At 32.2% G+C, this 25,784-nt stretch carries 16 protein-coding genes; 7 read left to right on the forward strand and 9 right to left on the reverse strand.

The annotated features are described in order from the left end of the window. Positions 1–220: 220 nt before the first annotated feature. From TERY_RS09375 to TERY_RS09420, 9 genes are all read right to left on the reverse strand, one after another. Positions 221–1,975 carry an NAD+ synthase gene (locus tag TERY_RS09375; RefSeq protein ID WP_011611608.1) on the reverse strand — a complete coding sequence of 585 codons (1,755 nt, stop codon included), beginning with the start codon at positions 1,973–1,975 and terminating at the stop codon, positions 221–223. Positions 1,976–3,932: 1,957 nt separating this feature from the next. Then, on the reverse strand, positions 3,933–4,478 hold the full coding sequence (locus TERY_RS25090) for a DUF928 domain-containing protein (RefSeq protein WP_011611609.1): 546 nt from the start codon (positions 4,476–4,478) through the stop codon (positions 3,933–3,935). A gap of 418 nt (positions 4,479–4,896) precedes the next feature. Further along, the gene (locus TERY_RS09390) at positions 4,897–6,813 is read right to left on the reverse strand and encodes a CHASE2 domain-containing protein (protein ID WP_196797262.1); all 1,917 of its coding nucleotides are present in this window, start codon (positions 6,811–6,813) and stop codon (positions 4,897–4,899) included. Between the two features lie 568 nt (positions 6,814–7,381). Then, complete coding sequence (locus tag TERY_RS09395; protein WP_011611611.1) at positions 7,382–7,822, reverse strand: pentapeptide repeat-containing protein; 441 nt, start codon at positions 7,820–7,822, stop codon at positions 7,382–7,384. A gap of 670 nt (positions 7,823–8,492) precedes the next feature. Beyond that, positions 8,493–9,479 (reverse strand): arsenosugar biosynthesis radical SAM (seleno)protein ArsS, encoded by a 987-nt coding sequence (gene arsS / locus TERY_RS09400; RefSeq protein ID WP_011611612.1) that lies wholly within the window; start codon positions 9,477–9,479, stop codon positions 8,493–8,495. A gap of 541 nt (positions 9,480–10,020) precedes the next feature. Further along, positions 10,021–10,482, reverse strand: coding sequence for a DUF2267 domain-containing protein (locus tag TERY_RS09405; protein WP_011611613.1), 462 nt, complete (start codon positions 10,480–10,482; stop codon positions 10,021–10,023). Positions 10,483–10,766: 284 nt separating this feature from the next. Next, a complete protein-coding gene (locus TERY_RS09410) occupies positions 10,767–11,018 on the reverse strand; it encodes a hypothetical protein (RefSeq protein WP_011611614.1) in 252 nt (83 codons plus the stop codon). Between the two features lie 372 nt (positions 11,019–11,390). Further along, on the reverse strand, positions 11,391–12,626 hold the full coding sequence (locus tag TERY_RS09415) for a methyltransferase domain-containing protein (protein ID WP_011611615.1): 1,236 nt from the start codon (positions 12,624–12,626) through the stop codon (positions 11,391–11,393). Positions 12,627–13,690: 1,064 nt separating this feature from the next. After that, positions 13,691–14,497, reverse strand: a complete 807-nt coding sequence (locus TERY_RS09420) for a DUF1838 family protein (RefSeq protein WP_011611616.1) — start codon at positions 14,495–14,497, stop codon at positions 13,691–13,693. A 456-nt stretch (positions 14,498–14,953) separates the two neighbouring features. On the opposite strand from TERY_RS09420, the gene TERY_RS09425 reads away from it, so the two are divergent. From TERY_RS09425 to TERY_RS09455, 7 genes are all read left to right on the forward strand, one after another. Next, entirely contained in the window at positions 14,954–15,682 is a 729-nt protein-coding gene (locus TERY_RS09425; protein ID WP_011611617.1) for a VTT domain-containing protein, read from the forward strand. 736 nt (positions 15,683–16,418) lie between these two features. Next, positions 16,419–17,114 (forward strand): HAD-IA family hydrolase, encoded by a 696-nt coding sequence (locus tag TERY_RS09430; protein WP_011611618.1) that lies wholly within the window; start codon positions 16,419–16,421, stop codon positions 17,112–17,114. Between the two features lie 1,387 nt (positions 17,115–18,501). Then, entirely contained in the window at positions 18,502–18,738 is a 237-nt protein-coding gene (locus TERY_RS09435) for a hypothetical protein (RefSeq protein WP_011611619.1), read from the forward strand. Between the two features lie 325 nt (positions 18,739–19,063). Further along, positions 19,064–20,131, forward strand: a complete 1,068-nt coding sequence (locus TERY_RS09440) for an amino acid ABC transporter substrate-binding protein (RefSeq protein WP_044136647.1) — start codon at positions 19,064–19,066, stop codon at positions 20,129–20,131. An 845-nt stretch (positions 20,132–20,976) separates the two neighbouring features. Further along, positions 20,977–22,143, forward strand: coding sequence for an ABC transporter permease subunit (locus tag TERY_RS09445; protein WP_011611621.1), 1,167 nt, complete (start codon positions 20,977–20,979; stop codon positions 22,141–22,143). Positions 22,144–23,530: 1,387 nt separating this feature from the next. Next, positions 23,531–24,742, forward strand: a complete 1,212-nt coding sequence (locus TERY_RS09450) for an ABC transporter permease subunit (RefSeq protein ID WP_011611622.1) — start codon at positions 23,531–23,533, stop codon at positions 24,740–24,742. A 220-nt stretch (positions 24,743–24,962) separates the two neighbouring features. Continuing rightward, complete coding sequence (locus tag TERY_RS09455; protein ID WP_011611623.1) at positions 24,963–25,739, forward strand: ATP-binding cassette domain-containing protein; 777 nt, start codon at positions 24,963–24,965, stop codon at positions 25,737–25,739. Positions 25,740–25,784: the final 45 nt, after the last annotated feature.

Raw genomic sequence — 25,784 nt, forward strand, 5'->3', positions numbered from 1 at the left:
TTCTTAGGTGTTAGGTATTAGGTGTTATCTTTTAGGTTTCAGCTTTTATATTTCAGGTCTAAAAATTAATAAATTGATAACACCTTACTACCAAATTAATTAGTTTTAGCCAAACCGTTACATCTTCATAACTTTTTACTTCAATCATTTTCTATCTTTGCTCTTAAAACCTAAAACCACCAAGCCTACTAAAACTTAAAATATTTGTGAGTGCTAATAGTCAGTTAATAACTAATTTTTTAGCAATAGGCATCCGCCAACCTGTGCCAAAAGCGCGAGTACTAATTTTCAAACCTGGGGGTGCTTGTCTACGTTTAAATTCTGCCCTCATGACTAATTTTACTACCTTATTTACCACCTCTAAATCATGTCCTGCAGCAATAATTTTGTCTAAAGATTCGCACTTTTCTACTAACCTAAATAAAATATCATCTAAGACTTCATAAGCAGGTAAAGAATCCTCATCCTTTTGACCTTCTTTTAACTCAGCACTGGGAGCTTTTGTCAGTATATTTTTGGGAATAATATTTTGCTTTTCAGTCATTAGTAAGTTTTGGGATCCAGAGAATTTTTTATTGTTATTAACTGTCTGTTCATTCAACCACTGACATAAAGAATAAACCCGAGTTTTCGGCACATCTGAAATTACTGCTAATCCACCATTCATATCACCATAAAGAGTACAATAACCAACAGCCATTTCTGACTTATTGCCTGTAGATAAAAGTAAATAACCAAACTTATTAGAAATAGCCATTAATAAATTTCCACGAATCCGAGATTGAATATTCTCTTCAGCAATACCAAAATTTGTACCTGTAAATAAACTTGACAGACTATTATCATAATCCTTCATTAAATTCTCAATAGATATAATTTGTTTAGCAATACCCAAATTTTCTGCTAATTCTAAAGCATCTTTTACCGAATGCTCAGAACTGTAGGGAGAAGGCATCAAAATAGCAAAGACATTTTCTTTTCCTAATGCAGCAGTAGCGATCGCTGCAACTAAAGCTGAGTCTATTCCTCCACTTAAACCCAGAACAACTTTAGAAAAACCACACTTTTGTACATAATCTCTTAGGCCTAAAACCAAAGCAGACCAAATTTCTTCATCCTCACTTTCTGGCAAATTTATACTTTTAAAATCTACTGAAATGAAATCTTTTTTTGCTGAATTAAATTCTACAACTGCCAAACTTGTCTCAAAAGCTTGAGCACGATAAACCACATTTCCAGCACCATTAAAAACTACACTACAACCATCAAAAATTAAATCATCATTACCACCCACTTGATTGACATAAATAATTGGTATTTGATAACAATTTGTACTATGTTTTAACATTGCTTCTCGCAATTTTTGTTTTCCAGTTTGATAGGGAGAAGCTGACATATTAATCACAAAATCAACTTTTTGTGCTGCTAATTCTTTCATCGGGTCATAAGCATAATTTCGTTTTCCCCAAAAAGCCTCATCATTCCATAAGTCTTCGCAGATAGTTACACCTACTTTAGCTAAATTTTCTGAGCTGTTAGAATAATTTTCTAACGTGAAAAAATCCCTAGTTTTACCAGGTTCAAAATATCGGTCTTCATCAAATACATCATAAGTAGGTAAAAGTTGTTTATGAAATACTTGTTTGATTTCGCCATTGGTTAATAAAACTGCACTATTAAATAGTGATTTTTCTCCTGTATTAGCGGCTTGATAATTAAAGGTTACAGTTCCTACTAAAACGGCTATTTCTGATGGTAAATATTTGGCTAAATTTTCTAATTCTAGAACTGCAGCTTCAATTAAACTAGGATAAATTAATAAATCTCGTGGGGGATAACCTATTAATGATAATTCTGGAGTTATCATCAACTTAGCATCTAATTTTTTTGCTTTTTGTGCAGCATCCAAAATTAATTTGGCATTGCCTGAAATATCACCAATCACAGGATTAAGTTGAGCAATTGCAATTTTCATAATTTTTACTGAAAAGTTTGGTCTGAGCGATCGCTCTTCTAGGGCGACTTTGTAAATTCGTTTTTATTTTATTAATATGTTATCATATTATTAATTTATAAAACTATTAAAGGTACATTTAAGTACCGTATATATCCCATACTCGGCAAAAAATAAGATTATTAAAGTTGTTTGCTTATATCTATTTTCTTTATAAGAATAGTCTAGGTTGGTGCTAATTAAAATACAAATTATTTTAGAATAAAAATAACTTATATGAGCCACAAAAAATATTTATTACCAAACCTAAAAAACTCGAAAAAAGCAATCTCAAAATGGGAAATAACTGTACCTTAAAGTCAGCTATCAGCTATCAACTAGAAAAAAAATTAGTCTCAAAAAAGAATTAAAAGTCTGACACCGAAAAGATGATCAGCTAAACTTCATCTTTTTGGGCAGCATGAGCTAGGAAAAGCGCTCAAGCTGACTTCTAAAGTGCTGAATGGTTACAAATAATTTTATAACTGATAACTGAATTGGAAGCTAACTATTAATATTTGATTTGATATTTGATTGTGTAAAATACTATTCAGTGATGTTTTACGATCACAAATCTAATATAGCAATTAGTCATGGCTTGGCTTTAGTCAGAGAATCTAACGAAATATCAAACGAAAGATAATTGGAATTTGCTCAAAAAGCAAAATCTACCGTGCTTGGTAAAGAACTACAAAAGCTTGTGCAGAAAGTAATACCCAATTTTCCCAAGTCAATTTCGGAAATTGTTGCCTCAATAATATTAGGTGACATTACCTTCGTTGAATTAAGAAAATGGAAATCTCTTTACTAAATAAGACTATGTAAAAAATTAAAGATAGATGTAGTGAGAAAAACTTGGAAAAGAGATTGACATCTATATCTTCCCTCCTATCAAGAAACACTTACAGACTGAGTCAATGACATAATTGATGAAATTAACGAAAATTACTTCAATTATGTCAAACATACAAGCTAACAGATTTGACAATGAAAAACCTTGACATTAAGACAGTTCTGATTGATCCTACAAATATTAGTCGTAACATTGATGTCAGACAAGGTTTTGGGGATGATGTATTCAGTTTGCTTGATGCTTTTATAGTTATAGTAACAGCAATTTCATGGTATTCTAATGTATGTAGCACTTCCCAGTTTAATTGCAGGTATTGTGCACATGCTCGATGGGCTGTTTTAACTTTTTAGTTGCATTCAGTATTTTCACACTTATAGCGGTCGGCTTAGATATATGGCTTTCAAAAAATACTAGAATTTCAGTTGCCTAAGCTCATGCATAGATCAGATGAGTGTGCTCCGTGCCGAAAGCCGAAAAACCAGAAGACAATTCTTACTACACCGGAGCTGGTGACCAAACCATTTATCTGTGACGATCTGCTGACCTGCAACAACCCTCACCCCATTAAACCATAAATGTGCTAACCCTAATTAATAGTCAAGTTGTAATTGACTTGTTGGATAAATTTCGTCAATATTTATCCATACCTAATCAGATGGAAAAATATACACATTATCATAGGTTAAATAGCGATCGCCTAATCAAATACATTAGACAATTAGCCTTTTGGATTTTTTGCTTTTAGCAAATATTGAATTATCGATCATCCTACTCTCAAAGATGTTAATTTATAGCAGTCGCTATTACTATTAGAACATTCTCACGGTTTTCAAATTTAGTTACAAAAAAAATTTAATCTCGCATCTTGTGACTTCTGAGCTCAGCTATAAATATCTATTTCTGTGCTATAGTTACTTTAATGGCTGTGGCAACTTTACTTATACCTAATGAATTGAGCCATTTTTTTCATTCTGAGTTAAAATTTTTATCGTTGGAATTAGAATGAATTTGTTCTACTACGCTTACCAATGTTTCGTGCTTTATTCCTGCTTCTGAATAAATTAACCAGCGATCACTATATGGAGTTTACTGTAATTTTTTTGTCAAATATTTACTGGGATTAACCCTTGGAATTGAGCCTTCCATCCTAGATCTACGACTAGGAGTTTCACAAATTAACCTTAATTTCCAGTTATAAGTTGTACCTACTTTTAGTTCTGGTTGTTCCCTAGGAATTTTAATATTTATAATTCCCTGACTCTCAGGTAATAATGCTTTATTTTGATATACCTTTTTTTGACTAGAATCTTTTAGGATAAACTCTCCAACGATAGCTTTATTTTCTGGCACATAAATAAACATTTTTGGATGTGATACTAGGGTTACTTTTAATTCTGGTTTTTTGTTTTTTTTCGGAACTAGAGGAGTTATGGTTTTTTTCTTACCACTAAAGCATGGCGTTCCTCGTGTTCCTCCAGGGATACTATTTTCTGTACCTTCATCAGTCTTTGGAGTCACGTTTGCAAACGCACCTCTTGACAAAAAAACAGTAGATAATCCCAGAAATAATAATGTCAGAATAAAAGTTTTGGGTTTGAGGAAAGATAGTAATTTGATGTGATGAATACTCATAGTTAGATAAGGTTTGTATTTTTTCTACTTAAGACTTGCCAAAATAATCTTTTGGTAAGAGTAGGAGTCATAAGTCAGGAACCAGGAGTCAGGATAAATAGAAATTCTAGAGGAGCTGATAGGATACATTTGTCCCTTAATTTTCCTGCCATAGTTAACTTAAGATGCTAACTTTTTGGCTCCTCAGACTCCAAAAGCTATACTTTATTTCTCTCCAAAAAAAGTACCTACCTTTATCTTTCAAGACTTTTAGATTCAATCAGCACATTTCGATCAATTCAATCAGCAAATTAATAATTATGGTTTGCTTGGACAGTATTTTCCCTAAACACTTAAAACTTTTTATTTAATTTTTAGCTTATTAATATCAGTTTGTTACTCAACAGACAATTTAAGAAGAAATTATCAAATTTAAAAATTATTTTTTACCACTAACCAAATATATACTAATCGGTTTTGTCTTCCCTTTCAGACAAAAATTACCCCAAAATTCTACTTTAAATTTTCCATCTAGATATTTGAAAGTTTCCTCAGCAATCAAAACTCGACAAATTCTTCGATGATATTCCTTCTCAAAACTTTCTAACCGGGAAGCAATATTAACACTATCACCAATTACTCCATACTCTAAGCGATTTTTTCCTCCTAAACTACCAACTATTATGCTTCCTGTATAAATTCCTACCCGCATTTTTATTTCTGGATCACCCTGTTTTTGCCACTGACAATTAAACTTCAACAAATATTCTTCCATTTCTAAAGCACAGTTAACTGCATTTTGAGCATCCATAGCAATCTCTTCAACAGTATTACTAGGTACTGGTATACCAAATACTGCCATTATTCCATCTCCAGTAAATTTATTGACTATTCCATTATGATTAATCACAATATCTGTCATAGCACTCAGATATTGATTTAACCAGATCATTAAAACTTCCGATGTTTTTTTTTCTGAGATAGTGCTAAAATTTTTTAAGTCAGTAAATAAGATAGTTGCTGTAACTGTTTTTGCCGGTAAAATTCCAGAATTAATCAACTCTGAACGTTGTTGCCAAAGAGCATTAGCAATCTCTGGAGAAGTTTGCTGACCTAATAATTTCATCACCAGATTTTTCTGTTGCCATGATTCATGCATGTTATAAACTATAACTATCCCACCTGTAATAACCATTCCTGCTAATGGTGCTACCACAGGAATCCACTGCATATTTATAAAAATACCATAACTAATACCACCTAAAATACTAAAACTCAGAAAATTTATTAACATCCAAATCATAGGTTTCCTGATATACCTAGTCAGACTAGCACCAACAATTGACCAAGCTATAATCCATAGTATTTCTATTGATTCATTCCAGTATGAAAATAGCTTTCTATCATCAAGAACTGCACTAATAATTTGACTTGTAATATGTGCATAAAGCTCGACTCCTGCCATTCTTAAAAACTTTGAATTACCAAAACTATAAGGAGTCCAAAATAAGTCATTGCTACTAGGAGCTGTAGTCCCAATCAAAACAATTTTATTTTTGACTAATTTAGGGTCAAAATTATTATTTAAAACATTAGTTATGCTAACTTTGGGAGCAACAGATTTAGAATTACGATAATTTATTAAAATTTTATATCCTGTATCATCAATTCTTTGGTATCCCCCTGAATTTGATTTTAATTCTTTAAATAATACATCACCTAATTTATATTCATTATTTTTAGTGACAACCGGCAATATTCCATAATCTTTCAGGTAAGTAATAGCTAATTTTAAAGAAAAAGCTGTGAATGTTTTATTTTTATGAGAAGTAAATAATAAATAACGACGAATTACACCATTCGGATCAAGATTAATATTATTAAACCCAATTCTTTCTTCTGGTATTGTGGGAGGTGGCAATACTGTTTTATCAAGATCTCTGTGAAGATAAGTAATAGCAAAAATATTCGGTTTTTTCAATTGTTCCAATAATTCTGACTCACCAGGCGGATAAGGAATATCTCGATAAATATCTAGACCTATTACTTTAGGTTGATGCTTTTGTAGAGATACTAAAATTTTGGCCAAAGTTTTATCGGAGATTGGCCACTGCTGTAAAGACTGAATATCCTCTTCAGTTATCTCTACTATTAGAAGCCGAGGATCTGGCTCTTCCATTGACCGCAAACGCATCATCAAATCAAATACTGCTAGTTCTAGTGGTTGGAATACTCCTAAGTATCTGAAAAATAGTAAACCGAGGATAGTAAAGCTAGAAAGGGTAATTACTGGTATTGGTATCCTTAGAGAGTTAATTTTTTTATTGATGCATTGCCAAAAATGTATAAGTCCCATAATTTTAATAGCCATTAACCCTCTTGGAATCAGTTTTAAATAGTTGTTCTCGACACTTACAGCAGATTTTAAGATAGCTATGAACTACAAACATTAAACAAGAGCTCCCCGGTTCAGGGGACATTTTTTAATCAAATCTTTGTAGCGCGCACATTTTTCCCCCCATATTTGTACCCCACTCTTCATAAAATTTGCTGTACATACTAGTTCATATACATATAAATTAATGTTGAGAACAAAAGCATTAAGATTATTGAATTTCATCTCAGTTTACGGAACAACACACTTCAAAGCTTTTCCCAACTATCAGGCGAATTTTTACTTGTGTTTTTTTTAACACATATGTTAATGTTTTACTCATTAATTAGTCTAAAGCGGAAAGTCCGAGGTAAAAAACGAATGCACCAGATAAAAAGTTTAACTAGGATTAAAGTTTCGCACTCGCGACTTAAATTGCATTAAGCCTGTGGAGCGCGTAGCGTATGCTAAGTGCAAAACGTCAACCCGCCCTTGAGAGCAAACCTAACAGTGAATCCCCCTTGCACCTGACAGTCAGGAAGGATGTCAATTAGTCATGCCTAACACCATCTGGCATTATTGTGCCAGTGAGAATTGCTCCTTCTAAACTAGCTCCTTCCAGATTTGCTCCCCCCAGATTTGCTCCTTCTAAGTTTGCTCCTGATAAATTTGCTCCGACCAAATAGGTACCTCCAAGGTTTGCTCCAGCTAAATAAGCTCCTTCTAAATTAGCACCCTCCATATAAGCTCCTCCAAGATTTGCCCCTCCTAAGTAAGCTCCTCCCAAGTAAGCTCCTCCAAGGTTTGCTCCTCCAAGATTTGCTCCTCCTAACTTAGCTCCTGCAAGGTTTGCTATTTGTAGTTTTGCTTCCCCAAGATTGCCTCCTCCTAAATTGACCCCTCCTAGTCTAGCTCCTTCTAGATAGCAGTTTGGACACTCACGAGTTTCTAGCAAAAGTCTAATGTTTCGTTCTACTTGTTGGTTAATCATTATTTGGAATAATTAAAATTTAGGGTAACTATTTATAACTATAGTGAGTAATATCCTGAGACGGAAGTCAAAACTCAACATTCAACAGTATTAATTAGTAATAAGCAATTACCATAGATTAATACTATACTTGGGTGACACTTCAATTACGAAGAGTATTTAGGCGATCGCATATAGAAATCTACTGAATGATAAGTAATATAATTCCGATCGCGTCTTAGGGACAAAACCCTGTTCAAAAGCTCAAACATCAACAAATTATTCGAATATACACTAATTTATCAATGCTACTAGATTTGATATCATAGACACATAACTCTTGTTATAGTTCTCACAGCAGTTTTAATATTTGTCTTCCTCAAAGATCAGAAAGTGCATCAAACTTTACTGCTACAAAAGTAGCAGATAATTTTAGTGACGTTTGTGGCATAAATTTTTAGGATGACTCGCTTATTTAACTAGAGTTAGCACATCTATTTATTGTATAGTGGGTAGAGGGTTGTTGCAGGTCAGCAGGTCAACACCGATAAATCCCTTGGTCACCAGTTCCGCAGGAATTAAATATTTCTTTTTTCAAATTCTTGATAAGAAGTTTCATGTAATTTTCTATATGATTTTTCGGACATTTCTATTACACATAAATAGTTTTTATCATATTACATTGTCTCATTTATACTAGTGCTCCACCGCAGCTAGATCCACAACCTGCGGTACAACCGTAACAATAATTTGCTGTCTGTACTTGTTCAATTATGTCTAAACTATTACCTTCTAATAACTTAGCTACTGTAATTGTTTCACCTTTTGAAGTTTTAGCCGGAATATTTTCCATTTGATTAAAGTCACAGTCATAAACATTACCTAAATAATCAATTGATAACTCGTTCCGGCACATTAAATTTTCTATAGTTTCACCATTAAAATTTGCCTCTAAGAAGTCTAAATAAGGTTGATGTATCTTTAGGTTTTCTAGAAAAAGCCTAGTTCTACCTATAGGTAAATTAGTAATTGTAAATAGTTGATTAAATTTGACGTTGAAATGTTCTTTTAAATAACTTTTATAGTCTTGTTCTAAATTTTTTTGATTGGCAGGAAGTGCAAACTTATAACTATTCGGGACTGGAGGATTATAAACTAAATCTAATATCATACTTTGATTTTGTCCGTATCCTAATCTATTCAACCATTGCAATGCCCTAATAGACTTTTGATAAACACCATTGCCACGCATTTTATCTACATTATCTTCTAAATAACAAGGTAACGATGCAATAATTCTGAGTTTATTTTCAGCACAATACTGTGGAATATCTTCAAACCCTGGCACAAAATAAATTGTCAAATTAGAACGAACAATTACTTCTTTATTATTTTTTATTGCAGCTTCAACTAAGGGTTTAAAACCATAATTCATTTCTGGTGCGCCCCCGGTCAAATCAACTGTTTGAATTTGAGGAAATCTATTAATTAACTCAATTAATTGTTCACAAATTTCTTTACTAAGTTCTTCTGTTCTTTTTGGACTAGCTTCCACATGACAATGAGTACAAGCAAGATTACAACGTCTACCAATATTAATCTGTAAAACAGTAATTTTTTTCTTAGTTAAAGCCTTACCTAGTTTAGCTAAGAAAGGTATAAAAGCTGTTTTTCTCATTGCAATAAATTTTAATAACTAATTGAAAAAATAAAGAAGGGAATAAGTCATATGATCAATAAATATACAAATTTAACTCGAAATTCAACTTTATAAATTTGATTTATAATTTAAAGAGCCCTTCAACTCATACTATTTATAAAAACTTTTCAACCCATATCTTGAGTATGGGATGAGAGGTGGAAGAAGTCAAAAAAAGAAGAATTACTAATAATCATGAAAAAGGTTATAAGGTTATTCCGACTGTGCTAATTACTTAATAATTGAAGTAGAAACTAAATACAGCATTAATGGAAGGTAATTGGTATGAATCATCCGAAATATAGATAAAATACTAATATTATAGACATAAACTTGATGAAGTATTACCTGAGCTTTTTCTTATGAGTTTTTAGAAAATAAGTATTATTTTTCAGCACTAGAAAATTACCATTTTTCCTCTTTCAATTTATAATTTATATTGAATGCAAAAAATTCAATTTAAAGAGTAATCTTTCCCCACTGAATAGAATCAATAACACCTGAAAAAAATATCAACTTTCTAAGCTTTGTTCCACATAATCTTAATTTCATCTGGCATAAACTTAGCTATTTCTTGAATTCTCTGAGTTGATAATTCTTCTTTAACAGCAGAAAAAACTGCTTTAATTACTGTTTCAGCTGCTATTCCTTTAGGAACTCCAGCTTCTTGGCTAACTCGGAAAATAAAAGTCTTACCATCAAATATAAGTGGACGACGAACTTTACTAAGAAAAGCAACAAGTGGGTTGTTATCTTTCCAAAGTTCTCCTATTTCATCTGGGTCTGGTTTTTCACTACTAGAAGCTAAGTCTGAGGCGATCTGATTAGATGCTTCTGTTGTCATCAAATCACGCATTGTCCGAAATATAATAATACTAATATCTCTAGCATCGTAAATATCCGGTAATCTTGCTTGAGTCTGAACTTTTTGGAGAAAAGGTACAAATTTTTCATCTACAGGAACTTTTTGAGAATCAGTCATAATTATACCTTGAATTTTATTAGATTATTAGATGATATCATAAGTTAATATCAAATATTAAAAGTCTTACTATAATTTTATTAAAAATAGGGATTAGAGAAATCAAATTAAGCATAATAAATATATATTCTCTTAATGCCTATAATTATTAAAAAAATTTATATGAGGCACAAAAATTATGGTTTTAAGTAACAGGCAAAAGAGAATAAATATCCTTCTCATTAATATCATAACTACTATAGCTGATAGCTAAATAGTTAAATATAATAATAACGGAATAAGTTTCATTGTCCTAAATCTATTTTCTGTTGATTAGGAGGAGTTGTAAACCCAGTTTTATCAAGAATATAAACAACTCCAACGGATAAAATTGCCCCCACTATTAACCCAACTGCTATTAACATTAAAATAAATCTTTCTAGCATTAACTTAGTTTCAGGGTTATAAGCTTCTATAATTTCCATTTGATCGTTTTCTTCTGAATCAACTAAATTCTGATCACGAGATTTATAATTGGAATTAGGAATTCTATTCATTGGTACTTAGTTAAACTTTCAGTCAAAAAAAAGGAAGTAGGAAGTAGGAAAAATTATTGCTCCTTATTTAATTTTTCTGTATGGCAAAACCTTGCTTTTCCCTAACTATAAAAAAGTTAATTATGAATTCGCAATTCTTAGCCTATTTTTATCTACTTCTATAAATTATTATAGTAGGGGAACAAAATAACCCTACTATTCCCTTGAGCAAAATAATTACGATAGACTACTATCAAAATTAAGGTTAGGTTATAACTTTTTTATTCCCCAGGTCATGCTGTACAAATATAAGTAATAATTGTTTTTGGAGACTAATTTCTCTTCCAGCATGATAAGTAAGTTAGTAACTCATAGCGATAACTCAATAATTACTCAACAACAATCAGAATCAGAAGGAGTACAACAATTACTATTATTATTAATGTTTGTTGTTTGATAATCTAAGCCTTTAGTTTCTCTAGGATGCCGAATTGTGCCATCTTTACAGTCAAATATTTCTGCAACTTCTATGGGAATATTTGCATAAGGTTTAACAGGCAAAATATGGTGGTGGTAAGGACCATTTTTATCTGTATAAATCTGGAAAATTTTATCACAAACAGCCATTCTTTTACCTCTATATAAAGTATGACTGTCATCATCAATTACCTGTTTCCATGGACCTTTATAAATCACAGCTTGATTGCGTTCTAAAGATTCTCCCTCTTTACCTTTAAAAGCACGAACTGTCAGAGAGCGAAACTCTATTCCATCAATTACTTGCCAGGCTTTTTCCTCACGTTTAATAATTTCAATTCCATAAAAACCAGCCTCTTCAAACATTTCTAGAAAAACATCTTCTCGAAATGCCCCTGCAATACAGCCACTCCATAATTCCGGGTTATTCATAATTTTTATAGTGGGGTCTTCATCACAGACAATATCAGAAATAACTGCTCGACCTCCTCGTTTTAATACTCTATGAATTTCGTGAAATAGTTTATATTTATCTTGGGGGCGGACTAAGTTCAAAACACAGTTAGAAATTACGACATCAACACTATTATCTGGAATCAAAGGTTGTTCTTTTCGGAGAGAATTACACTTATATTCAAAAGCAGCTAAAGCATCAAGAGATTTAATCGGATTAGCAGTTAGCCAGTTTTGAATTAAGTCTAAATCTAAAGCCAAATCTTGGATTTTTGCCTTGACAAACTTAGTATTTTTGTATCCAGTTTTTGCAGCTATTTGATCTTGATACTTGCGAGCTAATGCTAACATATCATCATTAAAATCTACCCCTATTACTTGCCCCTCTGCACCAACTTTTTGAGCAATAATATAGCAATTTTTTCCAGCACCTGAGCCTAAATCTACAACTGTTTCTCCAGAGGATATATAGCGGGTAGTATCTCCACAACCATAATCTTTTTCAATAATTTCTAGAGGTAAAATATCAATATAGTTTTCCTCATATTCAGTTGGGCAACACAGCGAACTTTGTACATTTTTAGCCCCTTCTTTATAACGCTCTAAAACGGCACTTTCAATATTATAATTATCAGTCAATTTTTCGTTTGTAGTTGTATTAGTTATGGATAAATTATCTTCAAAGTTTTCCAAGTTCATAATATTTACTAAATAATTAAGCTGGAGAAGCAAACATTAAGCAAAAGTTGACAAATTCTAGTCTAAACCTTTTTTGTTATGCTTAAATTACATCAGTTTAAAAAAATACGCCTACATTAACTTTTTTCCTTTCCGTAAGGTTGGCATAGATAACAGGCAAGATAGAATGATATTTTAAGATTTAAAGAACAAAGGTAAATTTTTACTATTGAATTAACAAAGGTAATTATATCACACTAGCCACTTTTCCATTCCAAGCACTATTAAAGGAAATTACTGGAGCGATAGCTCACTCCAAATAATACCAAATCCAGTGATAGAAAGTAACTTTTTCACATTCCTCCCTAACTTTTCTGCTTTCTGTCCCTTGCCTTCATTTTAGTTGCTGCTGAAAACTCACACTTAAACCTATTTTTAGTGTTGAGAGGAAAACAAATAGCATATAAATTACTTTCCTCAATATATTAAGTTTTTTTGTTTTACTTAATTACTAAAAGTGCAGGTATAATCATCTAATTTGTCTATGTGCTTACAATAATTTGTGACTAATACCTTGAATAGTTTCTGTTTGAGTTTTTATGTTAAATGAACCTGTTTTCCCCACAGCTATTCACAAAAATAATAATCTATGGCTAACTATACCATCCTATAATCACTAGAAATTAGCATATAAAGTAATTAAATATTTTAACGATGAGTAATAAGCAAGAAATTGCTAAAATTATTTCAATATTACTAATACCAATTTTATCAAAAATTACTACAGTGCTTTTCTCAAAAGTGAGACCTAATAAATTAATGCTTTAACGATTTTTTTTGAATTTGCCATAATTTAAAAGTAGTTAATTAAGATAAAATTATTCTTTTTTCTCTTGGGAATAGTAAGTATTAATTATATTTCAGCTCCGTTTATATGCTAGGCAAATTTTTAACATTAGTATTTATTGGTTGCTGACTACAATAAAAATAATAATATTCCACAAATAATACTTAACTTTATGGCATCCATACTTTTTTTATATTCGAGGAAATTAAATATGCTTTATAATTTCTATTATTCAACTTTAACCGCGAAAAATTGGAAATTTTTCACCTTTTAAATAAGCATCAAAATTTTGTTTAAAATAAATCCAAGAATTCATATTCTCCTGATCTAAAAGAGACTTAGCAGCATTTTTAAATAAAGGAACACGAGTATTAATTTCATTTTGAATTAATAAAGGTAATTCTGTCAGACTGGACACCTTCCCACCCCAAGCACTGTAAATTAGATGACCGAGGCGATCGCCCATTTTCATCCACGGCAACCAAGGGCCAACTCTATCCCATGCCAACATCACCTTAGACACAGAAGTGGTCTCAGGATTTTGCAAATCTGCCGTAGGTACTGACAATTTAAATAGTTCGGTCGCTTGATAGAGAGGTTGAGGACTATATCTAGCAAACTTCGGGTCATCCGCGAGGGGGTTAGGATAGTTAGAAAATAAGTCAAACTTATAAGTCGTTAACTCCTCATTAACTAATGCTGGCATTGGCCTTTTAAATAACCCTTGTACCGGATTATTTGCTACATGAACTACAGGCAAAATTTCATCAGTCCAAGGATTTTTCCAAGTATCCAACTTTTCTCCTCTTTCAGGGTCAAGATAAAATGTTAGTTCCCTAGAAGTAAAATCCCAACCTCCCTCAGATTTCGGAATACATCTGGCCACACTCATCCCTACTATTTCAAAAAGATGCTGTTTCAGTTCCCCTGGAATAAAGGCATAAATTGAACCATACCAAGTTAGAAAAGATTGTTGAGCATCGGTACTAGCACGGACTTTCACCCAGTCTTTTGCCTCAAGTAGTTTTTTTGTGAGATTGACCATTTTTTCGCTTTTATAATTTTTTGTTTATAATAATACAGCAATTAAAATTAAGCTATTTAGCTATAAGCTTGATTTTTTTCCCTTTTATTGCCTGGTTTGATAATTAGTGACTCTAATTTATTAACTGAATAAATTGTATATATCTAGGACTTTCTAATTTAGTAAAGTTGTTGATAGACAAACTGAAAATTTATGAGGAAGCTCACGAGAAAAGTGATAAAATGAATATAAAAAGTATCTTTTTTTTAATAAATAATAATAAAAATAACATAAAAATATGATAAAGTAATACGTAATACTAAAAAATAATGCCTTTACCAATCGCAAATATAATTATCAGATAAGTTATCAAAGTAAATATTCAGCTATTATTTATTACCTTTCATCCTAAATTTTGACTTGTTTTTTTATGCTAAATACTTATTAATATAAAGATAAATTTTAAGTTTATATACTATGAACGAAATACAAGAAACACCAAAAAAAAAGCTAACACTAAACAAGCTAATCAAACCCCTCTTAATTATATTTGGAGTAGCTACTCTCTTAACTATTGCTCAGAAATTTTTTAATGCTCAACAACTATTGGAAAATGCCTTAAATTGGATTGATACACTTAGCCCCTGGGGCCCGATAGCTTTTATTACTATCTATATTTTGGCCACAGTTTTATTTCTACCTGGCTCACTACTAACCCTTGGTGCAGGTTTCCTTTTCGGCCCTCTTTTTGGTTCTATTTACGTCTCTATCGGTTCAACTATAGGTGCAACTTTTGCTTTCTTAGTCGGTCGCTATCTAGCACGGGGTTGGGTTTACAAACAAATTGAAGGAAATGAAGAATTTAAGGCCATTGACAAAGCTGTAGCCGATGAGGGATGGAAAATTGTTGGCCTAACCCGTTTGTCTCCCATTTTTCCTTTTAACTTGCTTAATTATGCTTTTGGCCTAACTCAAGTTTCTCTACAACACTATTTTTTTGCATCTTGGATCGGAATGATGCCAGGAACAGTAATGTATGTATATTTGGGATCCTTGGCTGGTAGTTTGGCAACTTTGGGTACAGAAGAGCGATCGCGCACCACCACAGAATGGGTTCTCTATGGAGTAGGTTTAATAGCCACAGTTGCTGTAACTTTTTACGTTACCAAAATCGCTAAAAAAGCCTTACAAAAGAAAATATCCTAGTGTATGTGTTGTAAAAATTAGTAATATTATTTTTTTGTTAAATTTTCTTGGCTTCAGGCTTTTTTTACAATATTTATAAGTATATTAATTTGTGTAATCAAATATTAAAGTATATTGCAGGATTCTTTTTGACTTTAGCACAGGTATCAAGAGTTATATTGCAGAAAATTTTTTGGGTTTTAAGAGTTAAAGGCCAAGTTATTATTCTTGATGGTAACCAAAAAAAACTTGCGACAAACTGAGTGGTTGACAGAAATCTTTAAGAAACCTTACATTAAGTCTTATACTAGAGGTACAATTGAAGCTTAATGAGGAGCGGCAGGATTTGATGCAGTTTTCACTCTCAATTGTCGCTATCTAGATATATCCTGGCTGTATCAGGTTAGTTGTGCCATTAAGCCACCTTTGGATATAGACCAAAATAGCATGCCACAAGTAAACCATAAATGTACAAAATCCGGGTAATGGTAGTGGTTATTTTTATGCTCCTAATTATTATTACAATTGGCACCTATGATAAATATTTGCTATAATTAGAAACTACTTGGACTTTACCGCTAATTTTTTACAGGTAAGTTATTATGTAAGCTGAGGGACAAAATTTATAGTACTTTCCATTGCCTGTAAGGTACAGCAAGAATAATTAGGAAAGCAAGCCTATTTTTGAAATGTTGAAGACTCATTAACTTCAGTGTAACGCCTGATAATTCTACTTAACAAGATAAATTAACAATTTATGACTCTTAAAGCTGTTTTGTTTGATTTTAATGGTGTAATTATTAATGATGATTTTCTGCACGAAAAATTAATAGCACAATTACTGCTTGAGGAAAATCTACTACTTAAAGCAGGAGAATATCAGAAGTTTTGTTTAGGAAGAAGCGATAAAGCTGGTTTGGAAGATCTATTGATTCATAGAGGTAGATATGTTAAGCAAGAGTATTTGGAGCGATTAATCAAACGCAAAACTCTAAGTTATCAACAACAGTTAGAAAGTCTTGAAAAGTTACCAATTTATTCAGATACAATAGATTTTATTTCTCAGCTTTCTCAGACTGATCTGAAAATCGCTTTGGTTACTGGTGCTGTCCGAGCGGATGTAGAATTAGTATTAAATAAAGCTAATTTAGTTGATTTTTTTAAAGTAACTATTACTGGAGATGATATCAAGGCAAGTAAACCAGAACCTGATTGTTACTTGTTAGCGGTAGATATTTTAAATCAACAATATATAGATATTAATCTAAAACCTTCAGAATGTTTAGTAATTGAGAATACTTTTCCCGGAATTAAAGCAGCTAAATTAGCAGGAATGCCTGTAGTTGCTGTTGCTCATACTTATCCATTCCATATGCTCCAACGTTTAGCTAATTGGTGTGTCGATTATCTTTCTGATTTAGAATTGGATAGAATACAAAAAGTTTATCAATAAGTTATACACAACAATACTATTGTCTCAAAAAAAACATACACATAGAATATATATATGTATACATGTAAGTAGGGCTTGCTGATTAATTCTCAAAGCATTGACATAAATTCTGCTCATAGCTAAATTAAGAAGTTTCAAAAAGTACCAGAAGTTAGGCGTTGCTCATTAGTCATGATCTACCCTGATGTAGGAAGAGTATAAAACTTTAGATAGTACATTAGAAGACAAATAGAATATTTGAAAATCTCAAGTTACTTAGACTAACAAAGGGTTTTGTATGGGATGGCAAGCCCAATAATGTAGGAGTCGATTATTTTCCCGTTTCACCCTGGTCATATAAGTTTTATTGACTCAGTGATACTCTCAAGGAATAAAGCAGGGCTATACAGAATAACCATCACTTACATACCAAAAGCTATGCTAATACCTAAATTATTAACCACAAATATTCAAAGGTTTTGCTGCTGTGTTTCGCGGAGCTACATGAAACGCGGTAGCGTTGCCTAAGCACATCGCCTAAAGTCCATAATAATATTCCTTGCCTAGCTTCTCATGATTGATTAGTTTCTAAATCCCAACTTTTTGTTTATTATGGCCTTAAAATATGTAACTCATAAATTTCAGTTATTTTAGGTGTCTCTTTCTCTTCGGGGGGATCTGGTAATTTTTACCTGCATCTTTTAATCCATTTGATCATGGTTGTATGATGAACCTCTGTTACTCTTTGGAAAACTCGTCAACCCATACCATTGGGATACATCTCTAGACACAGTTCTTTTATCTTTGGTAAATAGGGTTGACTCTTAGGGGACTCAAGGAATTGACGACCACAGCATTTAAGATTGGAAAAACTGTTGGCCATGTATTAGGCTATTTTTCCTAGTTTGGGTGGAGTTTTATGATTCTGTCATGTCGTACTTGTTGTTATTCCAGGATTTCAATCAGATATTCCACCAGTTGTGCTACCTGATAACTTTTAGTTGTTACTGCCAAGGAAAATAAAATACTCAAAGTATTTTTTTTAATATGGGCTACATAATTAAGTCCCATTATAAATAAGTAAATAACTACATCATTTTGTAAAGATATCAGTAATAACTATAACTTATTATTTAATACTATCTGTTCTGAGTACTATTCAGTTATTATTTAATAAATGTAAAATAATAGTTAAGGAAATACAGGATTTAAGGAATATATGTATAGAGAAACACTCTAATTATTAGTCTTGGCAAAAAAATAAGGCCTCAAGTTTCCTCTTTTAAGGGGATGAAAAAAAATATTCGCCATTATGTATTCTATGCCTCAGGCTTCAGTAGTTGTTACTGATAACTAGAAATGCCAATCTCCTAAGCAAAAACGGGTATTAAATTTATATGGAGGTTATATGACTCCCACAATGTTACGTCAGCTTTGGTCTATAATAGAAAACTCCCAAGCTACAATCTTAGTATCACTAGATGATGCTACCTTAGTTCAGTGGTTAATCAAACAGCTAAAAACAAGAACTGGCATAAACTGTAGAGATGCAGATTTAATGAATGAATATATTATCTCTCGATTATCCTTAATTCGGGATTTAGCTGAGGAACGTTTAGGAACTAAGACTTCACCATTATTATAATATCTATGTTGAGGTTGAAAGTCAAACTATAATAGACGAGACCTTGAAGGTAATTATAATAAGTAAACCTAATTAGCTATTTTTACTATGCTGAACTTTAAGTCAACAGCAAAAACTTAGAATAATAGTTGATTTAACTCACAGAAGCGATCGCCAAGTATGATAGCCCAAATTATATAGAGGTATCAAAGGTGCATAACTACATTTATTTGAACCAGGAAATATGACTAGGCAATTTTAAGAGCTACATCAAGTTAATATATTTTCAGATTATGGTAGCTTTAAGTAGGTTATTTTTCTCAAAACAAAAAAATCATAATTAACTATGAAAAAATGGCAGTCTATAATAGCAGCTTTGTTGATGATAATACCAATTACAGCTTGTGAAGTTGAAGGTACATCAGACCAAAAAGAAGTTACTCAGGAAAATAAACAAGTCACTAGTCGTTTAGATATTGTCAAAAATCGTGGTAAACTGATCTGTGGTGTAGAAGGTGGTATTCCTGGATTCAGTTTTGTAGACAAGAATGGTAACTACTCAGGAATAGATGTAGATATCTGTAAGGCGGTAGCGGCGGCATTATTCAATGATCCAAATCTAGTAGAGTATCGTAACTTAGATTCAACGGAGCGTTTTACTGCTCTTAACGGTGGGGAAGTAGATATGCTTTCTCGCAACACAACATGGACTGTTAGTCGAGATACTACTGTTGGTCTTGAGTTTGCCCCTACTACATTTTATGATGGTCAAGGCATGATGGTTCGTGCTAATAGTGGAGTTGAATCTTTAGAGGACTTGCAAGGCAAATCAATTTGTGTCGAAGCAGGGACAACTACAGAATTAAACTTAACAGATAATCTCCGCCAACGAAATGTGACAGCTGAGACATTAACGTTTCAACAAGCAGACCCAGCTTATGCAGCTTATGCTGAAGGGCGTTGTGATGGGATGACTTCTGATAAGTCTCAATTATTGAGTCGTCGTAGTACTCTACCAAGTCCAAATGATCATGTTATTCTACAGGTCACTATGTCCAAAGAGCCTTTAGGTCCAGTCACAAAAAATAATGATTCTGCTTGGTTTGACGTGGTTAAATGGGTGACTTATGCTTTAATAGAAGCTGAAGAGTTAGGTATTACTCAAGAAAATGTAGATGACTTGAAGCAAAATTCTGATAACCCTACTATAAGGCGCTTTTTAGGAGTAGATGGAGACCTGGGTGAAGGTTTGGGTTTAAGCAATGATTTTGCTTATAGAGTAATTAAGAATGTTGGAAACTACGCTGAAGTCTATGATCGTAACTTAGGAGAAGAATCTCAGTTTAAGTTACCTCGGGGTATGAATAATTTATGGACGAAGGGTGGTTTGCTTTATTCTCCTCCATTCCGTTAGATATCAAAAAAAGTAAAGATTTGGGAGTTAACCTAAGCTCAATTTCCCAAATCTTTAATAAGTTTAGCTGGTCTCTATAGATTTTGGATTAAGTTAGGAATTAATTAATGATCACTATGATAGATCATCTATTAATAAATTCAGGACTCAGAAGTTATTTTTGTCATAGCAATTTTGAACAACCACCCTCCAAAAATATTTGATCAATAATCAAGCAAGGCGGTATTTTAGAGTATTGCTAAACCACGAGATGAATATAAGTGGCTACCTAAAAATATAAAGAATAGGCAAGATACCTAGGCTATAAAACTATTAATAATAAAGCTATTAATAATAGTATTAAATTATCTTACGTTTATACAAATCCAGTTTGATAATCAATTATTTTGATTAATGTAGATGAGAATAAAAATTTATTGGCAGGACATTGAATAGAAATTATTTGCAGAAGTGGATATATTTTCTCTTAAAAACTTTGCTATTTTCTTGACTTTTTTATACTTAGCACTACCTCCGCGTTCAATCAGAATGCTACTTTCATCTGGCTATTGGCTAGAATAAATATTGGCCCTAGGTTTGATGGGTCTATTTTTTGTCTTGAACTACCGGACTGCTATTTATTAGTTTACTTATATTATAACATATAATTTAAAAAAAAACAACTAGAGATTCCCACGGTTATGGGCAATACTTTAAACTAAATTTTTCCCTAAAGCATTTGCTTTAACTTGATTCTAGTTGGTGACTCTTGACTTATAAAAAGAGTAATGCATAGCTTAGATATAATGAGAAATATTTACTATCTACACTACTTTTTGTTTAACTATTTATTATATCCCTAAAAGATGATTGACGACAAAAATCAAAAAATTCCCCTATGGCGAGATGATAGATTTTGGCGTGTTGCCTTGCAAGTTTTAGCTATCATAATTTTTGTTGTGGTTGTATTTATAATGATTAGTAACCTCAGCCGCAATTTAGCACAACAAGGCACAAGGTTTGGCTTCAGTTTTCTAGACAATGAAGCTGCATTTAGTATTAGTGAAAGTTTGATTCCTTACGAAGCAAGTGACCCCTATATTCAAGTATTATTAGCAGGTTTATTTAATTCTCTGCGAGTAATGATTTTAGGAATTTTCTTGACAACAATACTGGGAATAGTAGCAGGTATCGCTAGTTTTTCTGAGAATTGGTTACTCCGGAATTTGAATCGAGTTTATGTGGAAGTTGTTAGAAATACTCCCCTATTATTACAGTTATTTTTTTGGTATTTTGCCGTTTTTTTCAATCTACCATTACCTCAAGAAAAATTAGAATTACCAGGACCAATATTTATGAGTAAACGAGGAATAGCTATTCCTTGGCCGGAAAATACTGTTAATGTTTGGTTATGGTTAATAGTTTTATTTTTAGGAGCGATCGCTGCTATATTTATTTGGCAATGGCGGAATAAATTAATGACAGAAAAAGCAGCATCTGGTCAACCACAACTTATAGCTATAATTACCATAGGAATTATGGAGCTATTAATTATTATATTTGCTTTGGGTTGGCAAGCACCTATAGCAACAGAAACAGGAGGTACAAAAGGAGGATTAAATTTAACACTAGAAATCTCAGCTTTACTAGTAGGATTAGTATTTTATACGGGTGCTTTTATTGCTGAAATTGTTCGTTCTGGGATTCAAGCAGTGCCAAAAGGGCAATGGGAAGCAGCTAAATCTTTAGGATTAAAGCCTGGTTTAGTAATGAGGTTAGTTATTTTTCCTCAAGCATTACGGGTTATGATTCCATCATTAAATAGTCAATATATGAATTTAGCTAAAAACTCTAGTTTAGCAATAGCTATTGGTTATCCAGATTTATATGCTGTAGCTAATACTACTTATAATCAAACAGGTCGTCCTATAGAAGTATTTATTTTAATTATGGTGGTTTATCTTTCCATAAATTTGATAATTTCTCTATCTATGAATTTTTTGAATAAAAGTGTTCAATTAAAAGAAAGATAATCAAATTAAAAAGTCAATTAATCTATAATCTTTCTAAGGGCTATCCATAATCAGGAATTCCTAAAACTATTTTATGATAGGCAGATTGGTGGTGAGTATATAAGGTCTCTAAGACTTACAAAATAAGCATAATTAACATGATTTATAGAGCAAAAAGGTTATTCTATTTGTATTAATTATTTAATAGAAGTCTAGCTCTATACAAGCTACATTATTTACCTTCCGGTGAGCTAAAATAATTAGAGTTAGCTGAGAAAAATAAAAGTATTTACTTGAATATTACTAAGTGCTTTGTTTTGTGGGAAAAATGCACAATCTTTTGCCAATATTTTCCTCAAAAGCATCAATTTTGAAGAAGCTATTCAAGGCAGAAAAATTAAAAGAAAATACTTCCGAATATATTTTCTGTAGTTTCCATTTATCTGTGCTTTTATTTATTAATTCGATTCTGTTGACTTACCTCCTAACTTTACCGATAAATTTATTCAACAAGTCCTAATTATAATAGGTAAATAATAATACTACAGCACTTAAGGTAACTTTTGATTAAGTAAATAGTATGAATTCATAAAAATTGCTCTAATGAAATATATTTTATATCTCAAAATATCTATTAAATAGCAAATTCGTAAATCCTATATTTTATCAATTTATATGTTAATAAATAAGTTTATAAAGCATAGGTTGAGGGAGAAACTAAAAAGTAAAAGTTGAAGATTTTATAGGCTTAAAGCTTGGATGCTAATTTCAAAATATACTGCTACATTAACTTTTTTCTAGTTAGGAAATATGTAGATTTGGCAATACAGAAAAATTAAATAGAGAACAAGAGTTTTTCTTATTCCCTTTGATATAATGTTGATTTAATAAATGTTTGTTACATTTTCTTGAGTAGGGAACTCAGCCCTAACTCCGACCGTGGAGACTAACTAACTCTGAATATCTCCCAGAAAGGGAAACCAGAAGAATAGATAGGGATGTGGCATGTAATGTCCGTATAAAATTTATAAAATTAATACGCTTTTAGAGTGCTAATTATCAAAAAAGTTATTGGTAGAATGTTAATTACTTAATAATTGAAGTTTTACTCAAGTTAGGTATTCTTTTTTCACTCTTGGTATAATAACCATTACTGAAAATCTTGGGTTTCGGTTGCTCAAACTAGCCTACGCAATAACCTACTTTTTCATAATTATTAGTACTTTGACATTTTTAAGAGCAGGAAAATGCTTATGACTAATATTTTGGGGTAAAGAAAGTTTGTAATTATTACTTACTTGAAACCTAGATAGTTCAGGAAATAGCTTGATTAAATGTCAAACAATTATTATATAAAAGTTTGATAGTATTCAAATATAATTTTTTGCCAAAGTACCATTATGAATGTATGAAAAAAATTAATACAAATGAATTCTATGCTCCACCATTTCCAGAAAATAATGCCATCAAATGGCTCAGAGAAAATTTTTTTAGTACCTGGTACAACACCCTACTAAGCTTAATATTATTCAGCCTAATTTTATGGGGTGTAATTAACTTTATTTCCTGGGCAAAAACAGAAGCAGAATGGCAAGTTATAAAAGTTAACTTGCCATTATTAATGGTGGGTAGATATCCTAGAGACCAATATTGGCGCATCTGGGTAATAGTCGGAATAATTTCTAGTTTATTTGGTTTTTCTTGGGGAGTTATTGCTAGAAATTCAGCTCAACTATTTACGTTGCCAGTTTTAATTGGCATCGCTTTTTTACCTGTAATTATATTAATTATCCCAGTAAATGTATTTTTTAAACTATTACTATTAGGGATGGTAATTTTAGTTGTTGCTACAGCCTGGAGTGGAAAAAAATTAAGCATAAAAAATAGCAAATTAGGGAAATATCTATCTTTTTATTGGTTGATTGCTTTTATCTTAATTGTCTGGTTAATTGGGGGCGGTTTGGGTCTAAAGTCTGTTTCTACAAATGACTGGGGTGGTTTAATGCTAACTGTATTAATGGCTGTAGTTAGCATTTTTTTATCTTTTCCATTAGGGGTTTTATTAGCTTTGGGCAGACAAAGTACATTACCAGTAATTAGAATTTTTTCTATTGGTTATATTGAAATTATTCGTGGATTACCTTTAATTTCAATTCTATTTATGGGGCAAATTCTGATTCCTCTATTTTTGCCAGATGGAATGCGACCTGATAGAATTTTTCGGGCAATTTTAGGATTGACTTTATTTAGTGCTGCTTATTTAGCAGAGAATGTTAGGGGTGGTTTACAGTCGGTACTAAGAGGTCAAAGTGAAGCGGCAAAAGCATTAGGTTTAAATACTCCATTGAGTTTAGGATTAATTGTTTTACCTCAAGCTTTAAAAGTAGCTATTCCCTCTATTGTTGGTCAATTTATTAGTCTATTTCAGGATACTACTTTATTATCAATTGTGGGATTAGTAGAGTTGTTGGGTATTAGTCGCTCTATTTTAGCTCAACCTGAATTTTTAGGAGATTATGCTGAGGTTTATTTATTTGATGGTATCATTTTTTGGATTGTTTGTTATGCTATGTCAGTAGGTAGTCGGCAGTTGGAGAAAAAACTAAATACTACGAATTAATTATAGTTATTGGATATTAGTTGAAATCAAAACTATTACTTGTAAAAGATTTCAATTTTATTAATGTTTTTTCTTACTCGTTCTATTCTGGCTCTATTCTATTTTTCCTAACTATTCTGTACTCCCTACTTCCTAAAAATACTTTTTTGAATAAACCCTAAGCAGATATGATTAAAGTTGGGCTTTTTTTCTAAATCTAATCTATAGCTAATAAGAGAAAATGACACAAGCAGAAACACAAAAAACTGAAACACCAATGGATACTAATATAGGAATTATTGCTACAGATGTCCAGAAATGGTACAGCAATAATTTTCATGTTCTCCGTGGAGTAAGTCTCACGGTAAAACCTGGGGAAGTAGTAGTAATTATGGGGCCGAGTGGTTCTGGTAAATCGACTTTTATCCGTACTTTTAATGCTTTAGAGGAATTTCAAAAGGGTAGTATTATTGTTGATGGTATTAATTTATCCCACGATTTGAAAAATATTGAGGCTATTCGACGAGAAGTGGGGATGGTATTTCAGCAGTTTAATTTATTTCCTCACCTCACAGTTTTACAAAATGTTACTTTAGCTCCTATCTGGGTCCGTCGATGGCCAAAGGTGAAGGCGGAAGAGGTGGCAATGCAACTTTTGGAAAGAGTTGATATTTTGGAACAGGCGAAAAAATTTCCTGGTCAACTTTCGGGAGGTCAGCAACAAAGGGTGGCGATCGCTCGTGCTTTAGCGATGCAACCCAAAATTATGTTATTTGATGAACCAACTTCAGCATTAGACCCGGAGATGGTACGGGAAGTTTTGGATGTTATGCGTAGTTTAGCAGACTCGGGAATGACTATGGTAGTGGTGACTCATGAGGTAGGGTTTGCTAGGGAGGTAGCAGATCGAATTGTTTTGATGGCGGATGGGTTATTGGTAGAGGAGGCGACTCCAGATGAGTTTTTCCAAAACCCTAAGGAGGAGCGTACCCGCAAGTTTTTGTCACAGATATTGTAGGGAAGGTTGCTTAAGTTACTGAGGTACGGTTGTTTTTTTTGTTTT

The organism is Trichodesmium erythraeum IMS101 (assembly GCF_000014265.1).
GTDB lineage: Bacteria > Cyanobacteriota > Cyanobacteriia > Cyanobacteriales > Microcoleaceae > Trichodesmium > Trichodesmium erythraeum.

What these genes read in the sequence shown, in the direction of transcription:
- TERY_RS09375 (WP_011611608.1), bottom strand. Translation starts at nt 1,975, where the DNA reads ATGAAAATTGCAATTGCTCAACTTAATCCTGTGATTGGTGATATTTCA.
- TERY_RS25090 (WP_011611609.1), bottom strand. Translation starts at nt 4,478, where the DNA reads ATGAGTATTCATCACATCAAATTACTATCTTTCCTCAAACCCAAAACT.
- TERY_RS09390 (WP_196797262.1), bottom strand. Translation starts at nt 6,813, where the DNA reads ATGGGACTTATACATTTTTGGCAATGCATCAATAAAAAAATTAACTCT.
- TERY_RS09395 (WP_011611611.1), bottom strand. Translation starts at nt 7,822, where the DNA reads ATGATTAACCAACAAGTAGAACGAAACATTAGACTTTTGCTAGAAACT.
- arsS (WP_011611612.1), bottom strand. Translation starts at nt 9,479, where the DNA reads ATGAGAAAAACAGCTTTTATACCTTTCTTAGCTAAACTAGGTAAGGCT.
- TERY_RS09405 (WP_011611613.1), bottom strand. Translation starts at nt 10,482, where the DNA reads ATGACTGATTCTCAAAAAGTTCCTGTAGATGAAAAATTTGTACCTTTT.
- TERY_RS09410 (WP_011611614.1), bottom strand. Translation starts at nt 11,018, where the DNA reads ATGAATAGAATTCCTAATTCCAATTATAAATCTCGTGATCAGAATTTA.
- TERY_RS09415 (WP_011611615.1), bottom strand. Translation starts at nt 12,626, where the DNA reads ATGAACTTGGAAAACTTTGAAGATAATTTATCCATAACTAATACAACT.
- TERY_RS09420 (WP_011611616.1), bottom strand. Translation starts at nt 14,497, where the DNA reads ATGGTCAATCTCACAAAAAAACTACTTGAGGCAAAAGACTGGGTGAAA.
- TERY_RS09425 (WP_011611617.1), top strand. Translation starts at nt 14,954, where the DNA reads ATGAACGAAATACAAGAAACACCAAAAAAAAAGCTAACACTAAACAAG.
- TERY_RS09430 (WP_011611618.1), top strand. Translation starts at nt 16,419, where the DNA reads ATGACTCTTAAAGCTGTTTTGTTTGATTTTAATGGTGTAATTATTAAT.
- TERY_RS09435 (WP_011611619.1), top strand. Translation starts at nt 18,502, where the DNA reads ATGACTCCCACAATGTTACGTCAGCTTTGGTCTATAATAGAAAACTCC.
- TERY_RS09440 (WP_044136647.1), top strand. Translation starts at nt 19,064, where the DNA reads ATGAAAAAATGGCAGTCTATAATAGCAGCTTTGTTGATGATAATACCA.
- TERY_RS09445 (WP_011611621.1), top strand. Translation starts at nt 20,977, where the DNA reads ATGATTGACGACAAAAATCAAAAAATTCCCCTATGGCGAGATGATAGA.
- TERY_RS09450 (WP_011611622.1), top strand. Translation starts at nt 23,531, where the DNA reads ATGAAAAAAATTAATACAAATGAATTCTATGCTCCACCATTTCCAGAA.
- TERY_RS09455 (WP_011611623.1), top strand. Translation starts at nt 24,963, where the DNA reads ATGACACAAGCAGAAACACAAAAAACTGAAACACCAATGGATACTAAT.